Source organism: Curtobacterium pusillum, assembly GCF_007673235.1.
Taxonomy (GTDB): domain Bacteria; phylum Actinomycetota; class Actinomycetes; order Actinomycetales; family Microbacteriaceae; genus Curtobacterium; species Curtobacterium pusillum_C.
The window spans coordinates 499,032-517,280 of the sequence record NZ_VDZH01000002.1; the positions used below are offsets into that span (position 1 = coordinate 499,032).

The window sequence follows — 18,249 nt, forward strand, 5'->3', positions numbered from 1 at the left end:
ATCGGTGCGCCTGTCCGACACGGCAGGCACGCACCACCGGCCGCCACCGCGGTCGGCCTCACATCTCGATCAGGGAGCAACGATCATGAACAAGTACGTCTCCAGAGGGCTCTGGTTCGCCCTCTTCGTCGGCGGGCTGACGCTCGGGGGTGCTGCTGCGGCGAACGCAGCGACGACCTCCGGCGCGGACGGCGCCGCCTCGGGCACCCAGGTGGCACCGTCCATCGAAGCGCCGGTGTCCGCGACCGGCAACGCACTCGGAGTCCTCGGGCACGCGGTGTCCTCGGTCACGAGCAGCACGCCGGCATCAACTCCGGCGGCCCCGGCAGCACCCGCTGCACCCGCCGCGGCTCCGTCCACCTCGGGTGATGACGGCGTCGCGTCCGGGACCCAGGTCGTCCCGGAGGTCACGGCCCCCGTGCACGTCTCCGGCAACGCGGTCGCCGTCGGTGGCGACGCTGCTGCCGCGGCTCCGGCCCCCGCTGCTGCTCCGGCCCCCGCAGCCCCTGCTCCGGCACCGGCTGCTGCGCCGGCCACGTCCGGTTCGGACGGCATCGCGTCGGGCACCCAGGTCGCCGGTGCCGTCACCGCCCCGGTGACAGCCGCCGGCAACGCGATCGCGGTCGGGGGAGACGCCACCTCGGCGTCGACGCCGGCTGTCCCCGCCACGACCCCGGCTGCTCCGGCAGCGTCGTCGGCTCCGACGACGTCGGGCTCCGACGGGACGGCGTCGGGCACCCAGGTGGCTCCGGTCGTCTCGGTCCCGATCGCGGTGTCGGGCAACGGCATCGGTGTCCTCGGTGACGGCGCCTCGGCGGGGTCGACGAGCCCGGCGACGGGTTCGACGGGTTCGACGGGCACGGTCCCGGCTGCGGGCGGTTCGACCTCGGGGTCGGACGGGATCGCGTCGGGTTCGCAGGTGTCCCCGGTGGTCTCGCTGCCGGTGACGATCGGCGGGAACGGCATCGGGCTCCTCGGTGACGGCACGAGCACCGGTTCGACGACCCCGACGACCCCGGCCACGGGTTCGGCAGGCACGACGCCGGTCGCCGGTGGGTCGACCTCCGGCTCGGACGGCACCGCGTCGGGCACCCAGGTCGCGCCGGTCGTCTCGGTCCCGATCACGGTGTCGGGCAACGGCATCGGCCTGGTCGGTGACGGCACGAGCGCCGGTTCGACGACCCCGGCGACGGGTGCGGCGGGCACGGCCCCGGCCGCCGGAGGATCGACCTCCGGTTCGGACGGGATCGCCTCGGGTTCGCAGGTGTCCCCGGTGGTCTCGCTGCCGGTGACGATCGGCGGGAACGGCATCGGCCTGGTCGGTGACGGCCCGAGCAGCGGCTCGACGACGCCGACGGCCCCGTCGACGGGTTCCACGGGCACGACGCCGGTCGCCGGTGGGTCGACCTCCGGTGACGGCGGCCTCCTCTCCGGGACCCAGCTGACCCCGGTGATCAGCCTCCCGATCACCATCGGCGGCAACGGGATCGGCATCGTCGGCGACGGCACCAGCACCACCACCCCGGGAACCGGCACGAACCCCGGTGGCGGCACCGACCCGGGCGACGGCACCGATCCCGGTGACGGCACGGACCCCGGTGACGGCACGGACCCCGGTGACGGCACCACGCCCGGCGGCGGTACGGACCCCGGTGACGGGACCGGCGTCGGCGACGGCAGCACGCCCGGAACGGTGATCACCCCGGTGACCGCGGCCGACGTGTCGGCGGCGACCGGTGCCTCCAGGACGGGGACCGTGCTCGCGACGGCCACCGGCGCCTCGACGGTCGCACAGACCGTCGCCCGCACGGTCGGCGCCTCGGGCACCCAGCCCGCCCTCGCCTACACGGGAGCGACCTCGCCGGTCGTGCCCGCGGGCATCGCACTGCTCCTGCTGCTGGCCGGAGCGGGGACCACGGTGCTGCGCAAGCGGCACTGACGGAACCCGGGGACGAGGGGCACCGCCGTGCGGTGCCCCTCGTCCCCGTGCCCGATACTGGGAGGTCGCTGACCCGCAACTGGGAAGCCTCGATGTCGAACCTGAGCACAGTGGAAGCGGCTCCGAGGCCCTCCGGGAGCCAGTCGACGCCACGATGAGACCGTGCTCCACGACCTCCTGCGGATCCCCATCACCGGCCTCGACGTGCTCGTCCCGATCGACGTCGCCGCTGCCCTGCTGACCGCGTTCGTCGTGGTCGCTCCAGTGCTCCGTCGGACGCGCGAGCACCCGGTCCGAGCGGTGCTCGTCCGGACGGCGTCGTTGGTGGTCGGAGCGGGGATCGGTCTCGTCGTGGTGTGGTGGACCGGCGACGTGCTCGACCTCTTCGGGGTGTCCTTCACCCCCGTGACCCGGATGTGGATCGCCTTCGCGTTCGCCGCGACCGCGCTGCTGGTCGTGGTCCTCGTACAGGGCGGCTGGACCCTTCGCGTCGTCGCCGTCGGTGCAGCCGCGGTCGTCGCGCTCTCCGCCGGACTCGGGGTGAACGTGGACTTCGGGTTCTACAAGGACGTCGAGCAGGCGGTCGCGACGAACCCGTACTCGACCCGGTCGCTGAGCGCACGGCCGGACGCCACGAAGCCCCACCAGGTGGTCGACGCCGCGGGGTGGCGGGCTCCGGCGGGGATGCCCCGCGACGGCGAGGCGTTCAGCGTCCGGATCCCCGGGACCGTGTCGCACTTCCGGGCGCGCAAGGCCGTGGTCTGGCTCCCGCCGGCCGCGCGGACCGCCCACCCGCCCACGCTGCCGGTGCTCGTCGCGCTGTCCGGGCAGCCCGGAGAGCCGTCCGACCTGTTCCAGACCGGCGACCTCGGCCGGTACCTTGACCGGTATGCCGACGCGCACCACGGACTCGCGCCGATCGTCGTCGCGCCGGACCAGCTCGGCGCCCCCGCGCACAACCCGATGTGCGTCGACTCCCGGCGCCTCGGCAAGAGCGCGACCTACGTCATGACCGACACCGTCGACTGGATCCGAGCGCACCTGCCCGTGGCGGCGGCCCCGAGCGCCTGGGGGATCGTCGGGTTCTCCGAGGGGGCGACCTGCGCGATGCAGTTCTCGACTGCCCACCCCGACGTGTTCGGCTCCGCGCTGGCGATCTCGAGCGAACTCGCGCCGCGCACCGGCAGCATCCAGAACACCATCGCCGAGGGCTTCGGCGGATCGGTCGCCGCGTACCGGGCGGCTGCGCCGAGCGCGATCATGGCGGCGCACGGCCCGTACCGGGACCACCTGACCGTCTTCGGGGTCGGGCAGGACGACGCGCCGTACCGGGCCTCGACCGCAGCGCTGCGGACGGTCGCCGAGCGGGAGGGCATGCAGACCTCGCTCGTGGTGTCGCCGGGGTCCGCGCACGACTGGAACACGGTGCGGTACGTGCTCGCGCACGGCCTGCCGACGGTCATCGCACACCTCGGGCTCCCCGCGATGCCGGGTGCGCTGTGACGCCCGTCCGCCGCGCCTGGCAGGCGGTCCGCCGGAACCCCGTGACGACGACGATCGTCCTCCTCGTGCTCGCCACGTCGGTCACCGCCGTGGTCCTCCGGATCCTGCACGGCGGCGGGCCGGTCTCGTACGGGCCGTTCCGGGTCTTCGCGGTCTCGACCGGGGTGCTGGCGCTCCTGCTGACGCTCGCCGGGGTCGTGGTCCTGGTCGGTGCCGCCGAACGCCTGATGGGATCGTGGCGGACGGCGTTCGCGTTCGTTGTGACGACGGTGGTCGGGACCGGGGTCGGTGCGCTGAGCGCCTTCGTCGACACGGACGGCCGCGACGTCGGGCCCCTGCTGCTCGGGCGGGCGACGAGCTTCGACCCGTGGACCGCGATCGTCGGGACCATCGTCACAGCGAGCGCGTTCGCCGGTCCGCTCTGGCGCCGCCGCATCCGGGTGAACGCGCTGGCGGTGGTCGCGGCGCTCCTGCTCTACGCGGGACACGCCTCGGACCTCTACGCGGTCCTCGCCGCCGGCGCGGGCTGGGTCCTCGGTGAGCTCCTGCGCCGGACGCCGAAGCGGAACGGTTGGGCCCGGAGCTCCCACCGCGAGACCCGGGTGCTGCTCGGCACCGTCGTCCTCGTGTCGGCGGTCGGACCGGTCATCGCGCTCGTCTCCCGCGCCCGGGTCGGCATCCTCGCCCCGCTCGCGGCCGTGGTCGGCGCCGGACCGGTCACACCCGTGCGGGGCTGCCGGGCGGACGGGGTCGCGGGGGAGTGCCTCCGCTCCCTCCTCGCGTACCGCGCGACCGACCCCTGGAGCCTGGTCCTCGCCGCGGCACCGCTGCTGGTCCTCGTCGTCGCGGGCCTCGGGCTGTTCCGCGGCAGCCGCTTCGCCGTGTGGCTCGTGGTCGTCGTCGACGTGGTGACGGCGCTCGCCGCGGCCGTCACGTACGGGGCGGTCCCCGGGAAGGTCGAGCGACTGCACGGGAGCGAGGACCAGTTCATCGTCGGGGTGTCGATCGCCGCGTCGATCGTCGTCCCGCTCGCGACCGCCGTCGTCCTCGTGCTGCTCCGGCGGTCCTTCACGGTGCTGCCCTCCCGCCGCCGTGTCGTGGCATTCGCGGTGACCGTGGCGGCTGCGGCGGGGACCATCGTCGCCGTCGTCCTCGTGACCGCGGCGTCGTCGCCCCAGCACGTCGAGGACCCGCTCCGCCTGGCCGTCGCGGCACTCGGACCGATCGCCCCGGTGACGTTCTGGGACCGGCTCCCGTCGCTGCACCCGATGCTCCGTGTCGTGATCGGACTCGCCGGCCCGGTGCTCTGGTTCGTCATCGCATTCGCGGCCGTCCGCCCGACCGGCGCCGTGGAACCGGACGCCGACGCGGACGGCACGCGCCGGGACCGGGAGCGTGCCCGAGCCCTCCTCGAAGCCGGTGGCGGCGACGCGTTCGGCTGGATGACGACGTGGCACGGCAACGCCTACTGGTTCGCCGCCGACGGCCGGGCCGGCGTCGCGTTCCGCCGCAACGGCCGCGTCGCGGTCACGGTCGGCGGCCCGTTCGGCTGGCCCGACGCCCGTCAGGGGGCGATGACCGCGTTCGCCCGGTGGTGCGACGACAACGGGTGGACGGCCGTCTTCTACGGCATCGGCACGGATGCCGCCGGCACACTCACCGCGCAGGGCTGGGGAACGCTGCCGGTCGCGGAGGACGCCGACCTCGACCCCCGCACCTGGACGACGAGCGGCAAGAAGAAGCAGGACGTCCGGACCTCGGTGAACAAGGCGAAGCGCGAGGGCCTCACCGCGACGTGGTCGAGCTGGCAGGACCTGCCGTCGTCGACCGCGCGGCAGATCGAGGCGATCTCCGAGGAGTGGGTCGCCGAGCGCGAGCTGCCCGAGATGGGGTTCACGCTCGGCGGCGTCGACGAGATGCGGGACCCGGCCGTCCGGACCCTCGTCGCGCAGGACCCCGACGGCACGGTGCTCGCGGTCACGAGCTGGTTGCCGAGCCACCGGGAGGGGCGGGTCGTCGGCTGGACGCTCGACGTCATGCGCCGGACCGGCGCTGCGCCGAACGGGGTCATGGAGTTCCTCGTCGCCAGTGCGGCCGACCAGATGCGCGAGGACGGGGTCGAACGGCTCAGCCTGTCCGCCGCGCCGCTCGCCCAGGCCTCCGAGCGCTCACCGGCGAACGAGGGTGTGCAGGACCTGCTGGGCCTCGTCGGCGGCGTGCTCGAGCCGGTGTACGGGTTCCGGTCGCTCCTGCGGTTCAAGCTGAAGTTCGGGCCGGACCTGCACCCGCTGGTGCTCGCGTACCCGGACCCGGTCGCGCTGCCGGCGATCGGGATCGCGGTCGTCCGCGCCTACCTGCCCGACCTGTCGCTCCGGCAGGCGGTCGCGCTGGCGCGCGGTCGCGGCTGAGCGGACCACGCGTCCGTCCCGCGGCCCACGGGACCACACGGCGGACGGGAGGCACGGTGCGGGCCCGCCCCGTGCCTCCCGTCCGGCGCAGCGCGCCTCCACGACGCCCCGTTACGTCCGCACGACCGGTGCGGTGTCCTCGTCATCCGTGTGGGGTATCGTTCCGGGTACGCAAGCGCTCCGGGGTCGGTGTAATTCCGAACCGGTGGTGACAGTCCACGAACTGATGACGGGTGCGAACCCGGCAGAGGTTGACCCGGTGGAACTCCGGGACCGACGGTGAGAGTCCGGATGGGAGGCGCGCTGGCGGACGAGACGTCCCACGAACCGTGGGTGCGACCCGTCCGTCGATGCCGACGATCGTCGAACGCCCCCGGAGTCCCGTTGAGAGGACACCAGTGTTCACCGGCATCATCGAGGAACTCGGCACCGTCACCGCCGTCGAGCAGCACGGCGACTCCGTCGCGCTCACCGTCCGCGGCCCGCTCGTCGTGGCGGACGCGCGGCACGGCGACTCCATCGCCACCTCGGGCGTCTGCCTGACCGTCGTCGAGCAGACCCCGGAGACCTTCACGGCCTTCGTCATGAAGCAGACGCTCGACATGAGCGCGCACGGTTCGCTCGCCGTCGGCGACCGCCTGAACCTCGAGCGTGCGGCCTCCGTGGGCGACCGGCTCGGCGGCCACATCGTGCAGGGGCACGTCGACGGCACCGCCACGGTCCTCGAGACCGACGACGGTGACGGCTGGCGGCGCGTGCGGTTCTCGCTGGCGCCGGAGCTCAGCCCGCTCGTCGTCGACAAGGGCTCGATCGCGATCGACGGCGTCTCGCTCACGGTGAGCGCCGTCTCCGACGAGGACACCCCGGTCGACGACGCCTGGTTCGAGGTGAGCCTCATCCCGGAGACCCTCGAGGCCACGACCCTCGGCGCCCGCGTACCGGGGGACCGGGTCAACATCGAGACCGACGTCCTGGCGCGGCACGTCCGACGGATGCTGCGGCTCGACCGGGTCGCCGAGGCGGTCTAGGTGGACGCGCTGTCGAGCATCGAGGACGCCCTCGCCGCGATCGCGGTCGGCCGTCCCGTCATCGTCGCGGACGACGAGCACCGTGAGAACGAGGGCGACGTCATCCTGTCCGCCGAACTCGCGACCCCCGAGTGGATCGCCTGGACGGTCGCACACTCGTCCGGGTTCATCTGCGCCCCGGTGAGCGTCGAGATCGCGGACGCGCTCGACCTGCCGCCGATGGTGCAGCACAACGAGGACGTCCGCGGCACCGCCTACACGGTGACCGTCGATGCGGCCGTCGGGGTGACCACCGGGATCAGCGCGCACGACCGCGCCCGGACGCTGCGGGTCCTCGCCGACCCGGCCTCCGTGCGCGACGACCTGCACCGTCCGGGCCACGTCGTGCCCCTGCGCGCACGGCCGGGCGGAGTCCGCGAGCGTGCGGGCCACACCGAAGCAGCGATCGACCTCGTCACCGCCGCCGGGCTGCGTCCCGCGGCGGCGATCTGCGAGATCGTCGACGAGGACGGCAGCATGATGCGCCTGCCGCGGCTCGTCGAACTCGGGCACCGAGAAGGCGTGCCCGTCATCACCATCGCCGCACTCGTCGAGTGGCTCGACGCGGCAGACCGGGCAGCGGCGGAAGTCCTGTCCACGGAGGGAACGACACGATGAGCGGAGCAGGCGCGGCGGACCGCGACCAGGTCGACGGCACCGGGATCCGGGTGGCGATCGTCGCCGGGCAGTGGCACGACCAGATCGCTGGCGGGCTCCTCGCCGGGGCGCAGCGCGAGGTCGAACGGCTCGGTGCCACGGCCGAGATCATCCCCGTCCCGGGGAGCTTCGAACTGCCCGTCGTGGCGAAGGCTGCGCTCGAGTCCGGGTTCGACGCGGCGGTCGCCCTCGGTGTGATCATCCGCGGCGGGACCCCGCACTTCGAGTACGTGTCGGACGCGGCCACGAGCGGGCTCACCCGCGTGGCGATCGACACCGGCAAGCCCGTGGGGTTCGGCGTGCTGACCCTGGACGACGAGCAGCAGGGGATCGACCGTGCCGGGCTGCCCGGGTCGAAGGAGGACAAGGGCGCCGAGGCCGTGCACGCCGCGGTGTCGACGGCGGTGACGCTGCGGCGGCTGCGCGTGCTCGCGTAGGCGGTCGCACGCTGGTGGCGGCCTCACACGCTGGTGGCTGCGTCGTACGCTGGTGGCGGCGTCGCCGACTGATGCCTGCGTCGCACGCTGGTGGCGGCGTCGCCGGCTGAGGCGACCATCGCGCCCCGTTGCGGACGTCGCGCCCCGTTCTGGTGGGGCGCCATGTTCGTTGCGGGGCGCGATCCCGGTGCGTGCGGGCCGGGACGTCCTGACAGGGGTGATCCGTGCCTCCAGGCCGGAGCGCCGCCACGGCCGGTGCCGGGCGCCGTGCGGCGGACGTCGCGCCCCGTTCCGGACATCGCGCCCCGTTCTGTCGGGGCGCGTTGTTCGTCACGGGGCGCGATCCCGACGCGCGCGCGGCCAGCGCACGGAACGACGACGGCCCCGCACCTCGAGAGGTGCGGGGCCGTTCGTGTCTGCGGTGCTGACTACCGCTTGCCGAAGACGTGGATCGGCAGGAAGAACGAGAGGCACATGAGCACGAGACCGCCCATGAAGACGAATGCCTGACCCGAGCTCACCTGGAACGCGAAACCGAACAGGTACATCGACACCAGCAGCAGCAGGATCGAGAAAACAGCGGCGATGACGCGGCCCACAGTGGTACCTCCGGATGTCAGGCGGGTGGATCGCACCCAGTCTATCCCCAGGAGCGGGGAACGTCGTTCACGCGCCGGGTCGGGTGGCGATCAAGCGGTCGACGACGGCGAGGAGCGGCTCCATGTCGACGCTCGCGCGGTCGGGTCGGCCGGCGCTCGCTGCACCGAGGGACGCTGCGTGGTACAGCCCGTCGCCCATGAGCTTGATCGCCTGGGCGGTCGGCGCGTCACCGAGCGAGTCGACCAGCGTCGCCAGCCAGGCGTTCTCGGTGTCGTCGAGGGTCCGGCCGGCCTCTTCGTACCCGGCCTGCTGCAGTCGGCTGGCCGCCAGGAGGGCGAGGTCGAGCTCGCTGCCGACGAACTGGCAGTTGCGGACGAAGTAGCGCGCAGCGCCGTCCTCGGCGTCCCGCATCCGCTCGACGTCGATGGCGGACAGGTCGGACAGGCGCTCGCACAGGCCCTCGACGAGCGCGGCCTTCGACCCGAAGTGGTACAGCAATCCGCCCTTCGAGACACCGGCGCGGGCGGCCACAGCGTCGAGGGTCGCCGGGCGTTCCCCTTCTTCGCACACGATGGCGACGAAGCTGTCGAGGACACGGTCGCGAGCACTTGCCATGGGGTGAGTCTAGGGATTCGTGGGCGGCAGCGCGGGACACGCGCTGCCGCCCACGGCCTCATCCCTTCAGCGCACCGGCTGCGATGTTCGCGATGAAGTGTCGCGAACCGATGATGAACACCCCGATCAACGGGAACACGCTGATCACCGCGCCGGCCATCACGGCACCGAGGTCGGTCGCGTTCACCGAGCTCAGCCCGGCCAGCGCCACCTGCAGCGTCTGGCCCTTCGGGTCGATGAGCACGATGAGCGGCCAGACGTAGTCGTTCCACGCCGTGATGAACGTGAAGATCCCGAGGAACGCCAGACCACCCCGGAGCATCGGGACCGCGATCGACCACCAGGTCCGGAAGAACCCGGCTCCGTCGACCCGGGCCGAGTCGATCACCTCGTTCGGGATCGACCCGGTCGCGAACTGCCGGAGGAGGAAGATCCCGAACGCGTTCGCGGCGCCGGGGATGATCAACGCCTGCAGGCCGCCGATCCACCCGAGGTGGGCCATCAGCACGAAGCTCGGCACCAGCGACAGGCTGCCGGGGACGAGGAACGTGGCGAGCATCACGGTGAACAGGGACCGCTTGAACGGGAACTCGTACTTCGCGAAGGCGAACGCGGCGAGCGAGTCGAACAGCATCACGAGCACTGCCGTGCCACCCGCCACGATGACCGTGTTGAGCAGGGCCCGGAGCATGTCGACGTTGCTGAACACCGACGCCACGTTCGCCAGCGCGTTGCCGCCGAACCACAGCGACGGCGGGTACCCGAAGATCTCCGCGTTCGTCGACGTGGACATCACGAGCAGCCAGTAGAACGGGAAGATCGACAGCACGACACCGACGATCAGGCACAGGTGCGTGACGGCGGTGCCCACCCATCCACGGCGGAACGCGTGACCGCGGTCCTGGCCCGCGGCACCCGGTCGGCCGAGCGCCGCAGCGGTGTTGGTCGTCGTCGTGGTCGGTGTCGCGGTCATGCGTCGACCCCCTTCGGAGCGGTGCGGACGGCGCGCGGGGTCCGCAGTCGCCGCGGGGTCTTGAGGCCGTCGCGTTCACTGAGCAGTCGCCAGTTGATGATCGCGAAGACCACCGAGAAGATGAACAGCACCCAGGCGATCGCCGAGCCGTACCCGAAGTCGAACTGGTTGAACGCCTGTTCGTACTGGTAGAGCACGATCGTCATGCCGGCCTCGTCCGGGCCACCGACCGCCTGGCCGTTGAACAGGATCTGCGGCTCCGTGAAGAGCCCCAGCCCGCCGATCGTCGACGTGATGACGGTGAACAGGATCACCGGCCGGAGGAGCGGCACCGTGATCCGCGAGAAGATCTGCCACGTGTTCGCCCCGTCGACCTTCGCCGCGTCGTAGAGCTCGGTGGAGATCGACTGCAGGCCCGCGAGGTAGATGATCGCGTTGTACCCGGTCCAGCGCCAGATCACCATCACCGAGATCGTGACCTTGATGCCCCAGTACGACGACAGCCACCCCACCGGGTCGGCCCCGAGTGCCTTCATCGCGGCGTTCACCAGGCCGAAGCCGTCGGAGAACACCGAGCCGAAGACGATCGCCATCGCGACCATGCTCGTGACGTTCGGGATGAAGAACGCCACCCGGTACAGGCCCTTGCCGCGAATGTCGCCGTGCAGCAGGAACGCGAGCACGAGCGCCAGGAACAGCATCGGCACGGTGGACATGATCCAGATCAGGAACGTGTTGGCGACGGCGTTCCAGAACCGGGGGTCGCCGAGCAGGTACTCGTACTGCGCCAGCCCGACGAACGCGGGGGAGCCGACACCGTCCCAGTCGGTGAAGGACAGCACGATCGAGAAGACGATCGGGAACAGCCCGAACACCAGGAACAGGACGTAGAACGGCGCGATCGCGACGTACTGCGGCCAGAAGCGGCGGAGACCGGACCGCCCGCCGGTCGCGGCCGTGGTGATGGACGCCGTCGGGGTGCCCACGACGGCGGGGATGCTCGTCGTCGGGGGTGCCTGCTTCGTGCTCATGCCTGCACCCCGCGCTTCTCGAGTACCCGGTTGGTCTGGTCGACGGCGTCCTGCCAGGCGCGGTCCGGCGACTTGCCGGACTCGACGTTCGTGATCTCGGTCGCGAACGCGCCGATGAAGCGCTCCGAGTTCGAGATGTACGTGACGGGGACGTCCATGGCGGAGGCGTTGAAGAACCCGAGCGGGTCCTGGTCGCCGAAGTAGTTGCCGGGGTTCTTCATGAGCCCGTTCGAGAACGACGCCGGTGTCGAGGGGAACAGCTGCACGTCGTTGTACGTGTGCGACTGCACCTCGGGTGACGTGATCCACTGTGCGAACGCGGCGGCGGCAGCCGGGTCCTTCGAGGTCTTCGGGACGGCGAGGAACGAGCCGCCGCTGTTGCCCGGCCGCTCCGGCTGCCGGGCGATCCGCCACTTCCCGGCGGCGTCCGGTGCGGTGTCGTGGATGACCTGGGTCCACCAGGCCCCCTCGATCTGGCCGGCGACCCGACCGGACACCCATCCGGCGTTCTGGTCGGTGCCGGACTGCAGGTTCCCGGTGAGCCCGGACCGGATGCACGCCACGGCGTTCTCCCACGCCCGGCGCACGGAGCTGTCGTCCTGCTCGAACACCGGCCGGTCGTCGCGGTCGAAGTACCGGGTGGGGCTGGCGAAGACGTACTGGTTGAAGAGCTGGGTGGCGGTGATCACGGTCGCGGCGCCGGCCCCCTTGCGGATCTTCGCGCCGAACGACCGGAACCCGTCCCAGGTCGCGATGGCGTCGGAGACCTCGTCCGGGTCGGTCGGCAGCCCGGCCTTCGCCAGGACGTCCTGCCGGTAGAAGAACCCCGTCGGCCCGGTGTCGACCGGCCAGAAGCACTGTCGACCGCTCGGGGTGCGGCCGAGCGCGCTCTTCCAGTCGTAGTACTCGCTCCGCTTGGCCCGGCCGCCGTGGTCGTCGAAGTCGGTGAACAGGTCCTCGTCGGGGAAGTACAGCCAGCAGTTCGAGTTCACCATGAGCACGTCGGGGATGAACGCGTTGCCGGCGAGCGCCGTCCGGAACTTCGTGTCGTACGACGCGCCGCCGATCAGGTCGGGCCGGAGACGTTTCGGCTCGTGCCCGCTGATGCCGCCGGCGGCCTGCTGCAGGAACTTCGGGTCGAGGGACCGGTTCCAGTACCAGAGCACCAGTTCGTCGGGGTCCTTGGAGATGGCGGTGCCGGTGGAACACCCGGCGAGGAGCGCCGTGGTGGCGAGGGCGCCGAGGGCGCCCGCACCGGCGAGGAACCCCCGCCGGCTGAGACTGGTCGATGGTGCTGCTGTCACGGAGTACCTGCTCTCGTCATTGAGATCGCGGTGGAGACATCCGGAGCGTTCGACCGTGAACGCTCACGAAGTGGTGCAGAGCATGCCCCGACCGACACGCCGTGTCAAGCAACAACATCATTGCAACGGCGGCATCAGGGCATTACGGTCATTGCGACCGTGAAGGTTCACGACACGATAGGGATCCGCATGTCAGCGCAGACCGCGACCACCGCCACCAGCACCCAGAACTGGGCCGTCCTCGGGCCGGGCAGCATCGCCCGCCGCTTCCTCTCGCAGCTGTCGTCGAGCACCGCCGGGGCGACCCTCGTGGCCGCCGGCAGCTCGTCGACCGAGCGTGCGCAGGCGTTCGCGGACGAAGCGGCCGAGCACGGCTTCGCCGACGTCGCCGCCCTGACCTACGACGAGGTCCTCGCCGACCCGCGGGTGCACGCCGTGTACGTCTCCACGGTGCACACCGGTCACGCAGCCCTGGTGCTCGCCGCGCTCGCCGCCGGCAAGGCCGTGCTGTGCGAGAAGCCGCTCTCGCCGAACCACGGCACCTCGATGGCGCTCGCCGACGCCGCACGCCAGGCCGGCCTGCCGCTCGTCGAGGCGTACATGTACCGCTTCCACCCGCAGACCGCGGCCCTGCTCGACCTCGTCCGCCAGGGCGCGATCGGCGAGGTCACCCACATCGACGCCTCGTTCGCGTTCCGTGCCGGCAGCCGGACCGGCCGGCTGTTCGACGTCGACACCGCGGGCGGCGGCATCCTCGACGTCGGTGGGTACCCGGTGACGATGGCCGCGGCGATCGTGCAGGCTGCCAGCGGCGAGCACGTGTCCGAGCCGACCGAGCTCACGGCGACCGGGACCCTCGGCCCGACCGGCGTCGACGAGTGGACCGTGGCCGAGCTCACCTACAGGAACGGCATCACGGCGAACGTCCGCACCGGCGTCCGCGTGCAGGACGAGAACGCCGTGGTCGTGCACGGCACCACCGGGAAGATCACGCTGACCGACCCGTGGACCCTGGGCGACGACCCGACGATCGAGGTCCGCACCGTCGACGAGGACCCGCGCACGCTCTCCTTCGCCGGTGCGCGCCCCTACGAGCTCGAGGCCGACGCGACCACCGCCGCGCTCGCCGCCGGCCGGGTCGACGCCCCCGAGTTCACCCTCGACGAGTCGCTCGCCGCCGCCCGAACGCTCGACAAGTGGCGTGCCGCGATCGGCCTCCGCTTCCCGTTCGAGGCGGAGACGGCCGACATCCCCACCGTGAGCGGGGAACCCCTGCGGGTGCAGGACGGCAACCCGATGCGCTACGGCGAGGTCCCCGGCGTCGGCAAGCGGATGTCCCGTCTGGTCATGGGCGTCGACAACCAGCCCGACCTGGCCCACGCCAGCGCCATCTTCGACCTGTTCGTCGAGCAGGGCGGCAACGTCTTCGACACCGGGTACATCTACGGCGGCGGCGTGCTCGAGGGGCGCCTCGGCAAGTGGATCCAGAACCGCGGTGTGCGCGAGGACGTGGTCGTCATCACCAAGGGCGCGCACACGCCGTTCTGCGACCCGGAGTCCCTGTCCCGCCAGCTGCTGGAGAGCCTCGAGCGCCAGGGCACCGACTACGCGGACATCTACATGATGCACCGCGACAACGAGGACATCCCGGTGGGGGAGTTCGTCGACGTCCTCGACGAGCACCGCCGCGCGGGCCGCATCCGCGTGTACGGCGGCTCGAACTGGAGCACCGCCCGCTTCGACGAGGCCAACGAGTACGCCCGCGCGAACGGCAAGCACGAGTTCGAGGTCCTCAGCAACCACTTCGGCCTCGCCGAGGCGTACGACGTGCCGTGGGCGGGGTGCCGGCACGCGACCGACGCTGCGTCGAAGCAGTGGCTCGAGGAGCGTCAGGTCCCGCTCCTGCCGTGGTCGTCCCAGGCGCGTGGCTTCTTCACGGGCCGTGCGAAGCCGGAGGACACGAGCGACGCCGAGCTCGTGCGCTGCTACTACTCCGACGAGAACTTCGAACGTCTGCGTCGCGCGCGGGAGCTCGGGGAGCAGTTCGGGGTCCCGGCGACGGCGGTCGCGCTCGCGTACGTGTTGAACCAGCCCTTCCCGACGTTCCCGCTCTTCGGACCGCGTACGATCGCGGAAGCCCGGTCCTCGATGACGGGGCTCTCCGTCGACCTCACTCCCGAACAGGTGGCATGGCTGGACCTCCGCGACTGACCGACCCGGTCCCCGCCCCCGGCGGCCGGGCGACGATCATCGACGTCGCAGCGGCCGCCGGGGTGTCCCGGCAGACCGTCACGCGTGCGATGAACGGCATGTCCGGCATCAGCGCGGCGACGAAGCAGCGGGTCCTCGCGGCCGCCGAGCAGCTCGACTACCGGCCGTCCCGGTTCGGTCGCGGCCTCGTCACCGGGGGAGACCACCAGCTGGGCCTGGTCGTCAACGACCTCCGGAACCCGTACACGCCGCAGCTCGCCTCCGCGGTGTTCCGGCTCGCCGCGGAGCAGGGCTGGAACGTGATGCTCGCCGACGTCGACCTCGCGAGCGACGCCGACCGGATGGTGCAGGCCCTCGGCTCCCAGACGGACGTCGTGATCGGGTACCTCGGGTCCCGCCGTGAGCGCTGGAACGACCTGCTCGGCACGGTGCCGATGGTGGAGCTCGACCCCTCCACCGACCCGCCCACGGCGGCCGTCTGGATCGACCCGGCCGACGCGATCGAGGACCTCGCCGACCACCTCGTGGCGACCGGCGTCCGGCACCCCGTGGTCCTCGACAACTCGTCGCCCGAGCACACCAGCGTGCGCGGGGTGCTGATGATGGAGGCACTCCGTCGACGCGGCTACCTGCCGGAGCTGGTGCACGCCCCGCACGGCACGGCCGAGTGCGGCGCGGAGGAGACGACGCGGATCCTCCGGCGCCGACGCCGCGAGGACGCGATCCTGGCGTTCAACGACGTGATGGCGCTCGGCGTGCTGCAGGCCTGCCGACGAGGCGGGGTCGACGTGCCCGGTGACGTCCGGGTGGTCGGCGTGGACGGGCTACCGCTCGGTGGGCTGGTCTCGCCGACGCTCACGACCCTCGCGGTGGACCTCGACGCCGTCGCGCGCGAGGCCCTCGGGCTGGCTCTCGGCATGCTCGCCGGTGAGCTCCCTCGCCACGGCGACGCGGTGCAGCGCACCGTGCGCCACCGCCTGCTCCTGCGCGAGTCGGCCTGACGACTGCGGCCCGCCCTGGGCGGGACCGGACAGCGGACGGGAGGCACGGTGCGGGCTGGCACCGTGCCTCCCGTCCGCCCTTGGTTGCATTTGCAACCATCACCGTCCAGACGGTACACTAACGGAGTCCTGACGGGACGCGTGCCCACCCCGCGTCCCGTCTCGTCTGTTCCGCCGTCGACCTGGTCCGGCTCGAAGTCCCTGGAGTCACCGTGTCCGCCCTGCTCACCAGCCCCGTCCCCACCCCGGTCGCCGGCAGCCGTACCCGACGGTTCGCCGCGCTCGCCGTGCTCATGCTCCCCGTCCTGCTCATCTCGGTCGACAACACGATCCTGAGCTTCGCGCTGCCGTCGATCTCGCGCGCGCTGAACCCGGACGCCACCACGCAGCTCTGGATCGTCGACGCGTACCCGCTGGTGCTCGCCGGACTCCTCGTCGTGATGGGCAGCATCGGCGACCGCATCGGGCGCCGGCGGATCCTGGTGATCGGTGCGACGGGCTTCGCGGTCTTCTCGGTCGCTGCGGCCTTCGCGACCGACGCCTGGATGCTCGTCGCGGCCCGCATCGTGATGGGTGTCTTCGGCGCCATGCTCATGCCGGCGACGCTGTCGATCATCCGCAACGTCTTCACGAACGCGGGGGAGCGGCGGATGGCCCTCGCCGTCTGGTCGACGATGTTCGCGGCCGGCAACGCCCTCGGCCCGCTCGTCGGCGGCACGCTGCTCGCGCACTTCCACTGGGGTGCGGTGTTCCTCGTCGCGGTGCCCATCCTCGTCGTCACGCTCGTCGCGGTGCCGTTCTGCGTGCCGGAGTCCCGCGACCCGAACCCCGGCCCAGTCGACGTCCCGAGCATGTTCCTGTCCCTCGGCGCCCTCGCCCCGACGGCCTGGGCGATCAAGTCGGTCGTGCACCCGGAGGAGCGCGGGTTCGCGATCGCGATGCTCGCGGTCGGCGTGCTCTGCGGGATCGCGTTCGTGCGCCGACAGCTCCGCTCGCGCACCCCGATGCTCGACCTCCGGCTGTTCCGCAGCACCGCGTTCACCGGCAGTGTCCTGATGAACATGGCGGCGATGTTCTCGCTCACCGGGTTCCTGTTCTTCATCGCGCAGCACCTGCAGCTCGTCGCCGGGCTCGACCCGTTCACGTCCGGCATCGTGCTCGTGCCGGGGTCGGTGCTGACGATCGTCGCCGGACTCGTCGTCGTGCCGATCGTCGCCCGGGTCGCTCCGCGCTGGGTCGTCGCCGTCGCCCTGCTGTTCTCGGCCGCCGCGTACGCGATGGTCGCGGTGCTCGGCCACGATGCCTCGATCGTGGCGCTGGCGTTCGCGTTCGTGCTGCTCGGCATCGGGATCGGCGCGTCCGAGACCGTGACGAACGACCTCATCATCTCGACGGCGCCGGCGGACAAGGCCGGTGCGGCGTCGGCGATGTCGGAGACCGCGTACGAGATCGGTGCGGTGCTCGGCACGGCGGTCCTCGGCACGATCCTGGCGACCGCGTACCGGGCGCACGTCGTGGTGCCCGGCGGCCTGAGCTCGTCGGCCCACACCGCGGCCCAGGAGACCCTCGGCGGCGCGGTGTCGGCGGCGACCTCGCTCGGCGGGTCGGCCGGGCAGGCGCTGCTCGAGTCGGCACGGGCGGCGTTCGACTCCGGCGTGACGATCACGGCGGGGGTCGCTGCGCTCCTCATGGTCGTAGCCGCGGCCGGCTCCGTCGTGATGCTGAAGCGCCGGTAGCGCGCGGCCCTCGTTCGTCGAGTGAGCAGGAATCGTCGAGTCGCCGTCGAGCTCCAGACGATTCCTGCTCACCCGACGTCCGACCAGCTCACAGCGGACGTCACACGGGGTCACACGGCGCGCCCGGGATCGGTCGAACCTGGGAATCGTTGACCTCAACCATGGTTGAGGTCCTACGTTGGGACATGGCCGCGGAGCCGCGGCCCTCCCCATCCGAAGGAACGACCACGACTCCCATGCCCGACGAAGCACCGGCGACCATCGCGGACGCGTACAAGTCCGCCTTCCGCGGGCACCCTGCCGGTGTCGCCGTCATCACGGCCGACGGCCCCGACGGTCCGACCGGCCTCACCGCGTCGAGCGTCGCCAGCGTCGCGGTCGACCCGCCCGTCCTCGTCTTCTCGCTGTCCACCAACTCCGGTTCCGCCGGCGTCGTCCTCGGAGCACCGATCTTCGTCGTGCACCTGGTCGACTCCCTCGGCGTCGACCTCGCGAAGCGCTTCGCGGCGACCGGCAGCCCCGCGGCGGACGATCCGATCTGGGGGACGCTGCCCTCCGGTGACCGCTACCTACCGAGTGCCGCGAGCGCTCTGCGCTGCCGACCCCTGTCGACCACACCGATCGGCTCGTCCACCGTGGTCGTGGCGGAGGTCCTCGACATCGTCGTCGGCCTCGAACGCGGGGAGCCGCTGGTCTACCACAACCGGGAATTCCACTCCCTCACCGATCGTTCCCGGCTCTCGTGAGCCGCGGAGCACCATCCGCCA

14 protein-coding genes, 1 pseudogene and 1 riboswitch are annotated in these 18,249 nt (G+C 71.9%); of the genes and pseudogenes, 10 read left to right on the top strand and 5 right to left on the bottom strand.

The features are described from left to right. Positions 1-85: 85 nt before the first annotated feature. The 6 genes and pseudogenes from FS532_RS07130 to ribH all read left to right on the top strand — a co-directional run bounded on the left by FS532_RS07130 (position 86) and on the right by ribH (position 8,011). Complete coding sequence (locus FS532_RS07130) at positions 86-1,939, top strand: beta strand repeat-containing protein (RefSeq protein ID WP_144751916.1); 1,854 nt, start codon at positions 86-88, stop codon at positions 1,937-1,939. Positions 1,940-2,101: 162 nt separating this feature from the next. Then, positions 2,102-3,442: an alpha/beta hydrolase gene (locus FS532_RS07135; RefSeq protein ID WP_144751918.1), complete on the top strand. Its 1,341-nt coding sequence runs from the start codon at positions 2,102-2,104 to the stop codon at positions 3,440-3,442. Then, on the top strand, positions 3,439-5,850 hold the full coding sequence (locus tag FS532_RS07140; RefSeq protein WP_144751921.1) for a bifunctional lysylphosphatidylglycerol flippase/synthetase MprF: 2,412 nt from the start codon (positions 3,439-3,441) through the stop codon (positions 5,848-5,850). Before FS532_RS07135 ends, FS532_RS07140 begins: the two co-directional genes overlap by 4 nt. A gap of 172 nt (positions 5,851-6,022) precedes the next feature. Beyond that, positions 6,023-6,157: riboswitch (FMN riboswitch) on the top strand. Between the two features lie 91 nt (positions 6,158-6,248). Then, complete coding sequence (locus FS532_RS07145) at positions 6,249-6,878, top strand: riboflavin synthase (RefSeq protein WP_144751924.1); 630 nt, start codon at positions 6,249-6,251, stop codon at positions 6,876-6,878. Then, positions 6,879-7,502: pseudogene (gene ribB, locus FS532_RS07150) on the top strand (3,4-dihydroxy-2-butanone-4-phosphate synthase); the annotation flags it as partial. Positions 7,503-7,531: 29 nt separating this feature from the next. Next, complete coding sequence (ribH, locus tag FS532_RS07155) at positions 7,532-8,011, top strand: 6,7-dimethyl-8-ribityllumazine synthase (RefSeq protein ID WP_144751931.1); 480 nt, start codon at positions 7,532-7,534, stop codon at positions 8,009-8,011. A 428-nt stretch (positions 8,012-8,439) separates the two neighbouring features. On the opposite strand, the gene FS532_RS18655 is transcribed toward ribH, so the two are convergent. The 5 genes from FS532_RS18655 to FS532_RS07175 form a co-directional block, all read right to left on the bottom strand. Beyond that, positions 8,440-8,610 (bottom strand): hypothetical protein, encoded by a 171-nt coding sequence (locus FS532_RS18655; RefSeq protein ID WP_186321946.1) that lies wholly within the window; start codon positions 8,608-8,610, stop codon positions 8,440-8,442. A gap of 67 nt (positions 8,611-8,677) precedes the next feature. Next, positions 8,678-9,226, bottom strand: a complete 549-nt coding sequence (locus FS532_RS07160; protein WP_079236636.1) for a TetR/AcrR family transcriptional regulator — start codon at positions 9,224-9,226, stop codon at positions 8,678-8,680. A 58-nt stretch (positions 9,227-9,284) separates the two neighbouring features. Next, positions 9,285-10,199 (bottom strand): carbohydrate ABC transporter permease, encoded by a 915-nt coding sequence (locus tag FS532_RS07165; protein WP_079236635.1) that lies wholly within the window; start codon positions 10,197-10,199, stop codon positions 9,285-9,287. After that, positions 10,196-11,230 carry a carbohydrate ABC transporter permease gene (locus tag FS532_RS07170; protein ID WP_144751934.1) on the bottom strand — a complete coding sequence of 345 codons (1,035 nt, stop codon included), beginning with the start codon at positions 11,228-11,230 and terminating at the stop codon, positions 10,196-10,198. The genes FS532_RS07165 and FS532_RS07170 overlap by 4 nt, the downstream gene beginning before the upstream one ends. After that, complete coding sequence (locus FS532_RS07175; protein WP_144751937.1) at positions 11,227-12,534, bottom strand: ABC transporter substrate-binding protein; 1,308 nt, start codon at positions 12,532-12,534, stop codon at positions 11,227-11,229. The genes FS532_RS07170 and FS532_RS07175 overlap by 4 nt, the downstream gene beginning before the upstream one ends. Positions 12,535-12,723: 189 nt before the next feature. On the opposite strand from FS532_RS07175, the gene FS532_RS07180 reads away from it, so the two are divergent. From FS532_RS07180 to FS532_RS07195, 4 genes are all read left to right on the top strand, one after another. Further along, positions 12,724-14,745, top strand: a complete 2,022-nt coding sequence (locus FS532_RS07180; protein WP_144751940.1) for an aldo/keto reductase — start codon at positions 12,724-12,726, stop codon at positions 14,743-14,745. Further along, on the top strand, positions 14,724-15,746 hold the full coding sequence (locus FS532_RS07185; protein WP_144751943.1) for a LacI family DNA-binding transcriptional regulator: 1,023 nt from the start codon (positions 14,724-14,726) through the stop codon (positions 15,744-15,746). The genes FS532_RS07180 and FS532_RS07185 overlap by 22 nt, the downstream gene beginning before the upstream one ends. 212 nt (positions 15,747-15,958) lie before the next feature. Further along, entirely contained in the window at positions 15,959-17,482 is a 1,524-nt protein-coding gene (locus FS532_RS07190; RefSeq protein ID WP_144751946.1) for an MFS transporter, read from the top strand. Between the two features lie 236 nt (positions 17,483-17,718). Then, positions 17,719-18,228 (top strand): flavin reductase family protein, encoded by a 510-nt coding sequence (locus FS532_RS07195; protein WP_144751960.1) that lies wholly within the window; start codon positions 17,719-17,721, stop codon positions 18,226-18,228. The last annotated feature ends 21 nt before the right edge of the window (positions 18,229-18,249 follow it).

Bases quoted from the DNA above. Each gene is read 5' to 3' on its own strand.
- FS532_RS07130 (WP_144751916.1), top strand. From the start codon at position 86: ATGAACAAGTACGTCTCCAGAGGGCTCTGGTTCGCCCTCTTCGTCGGC.
- ribH (WP_144751931.1), top strand. From the start codon at position 7,532: ATGAGCGGAGCAGGCGCGGCGGACCGCGACCAGGTCGACGGCACCGGG.
- FS532_RS07160 (WP_079236636.1), bottom strand. From the start codon at position 9,226: ATGGCAAGTGCTCGCGACCGTGTCCTCGACAGCTTCGTCGCCATCGTG.
- FS532_RS07165 (WP_079236635.1), bottom strand. From the start codon at position 10,199: ATGACCGCGACACCGACCACGACGACGACCAACACCGCTGCGGCGCTC.
- FS532_RS07170 (WP_144751934.1), bottom strand. From the start codon at position 11,230: ATGAGCACGAAGCAGGCACCCCCGACGACGAGCATCCCCGCCGTCGTG.
- FS532_RS07180 (WP_144751940.1), top strand. From the start codon at position 12,724: ATGTCAGCGCAGACCGCGACCACCGCCACCAGCACCCAGAACTGGGCC.
- FS532_RS07185 (WP_144751943.1), top strand. From the start codon at position 14,724: ATGGCTGGACCTCCGCGACTGACCGACCCGGTCCCCGCCCCCGGCGGC.
- FS532_RS07195 (WP_144751960.1), top strand. From the start codon at position 17,719: ATGCCCGACGAAGCACCGGCGACCATCGCGGACGCGTACAAGTCCGCC.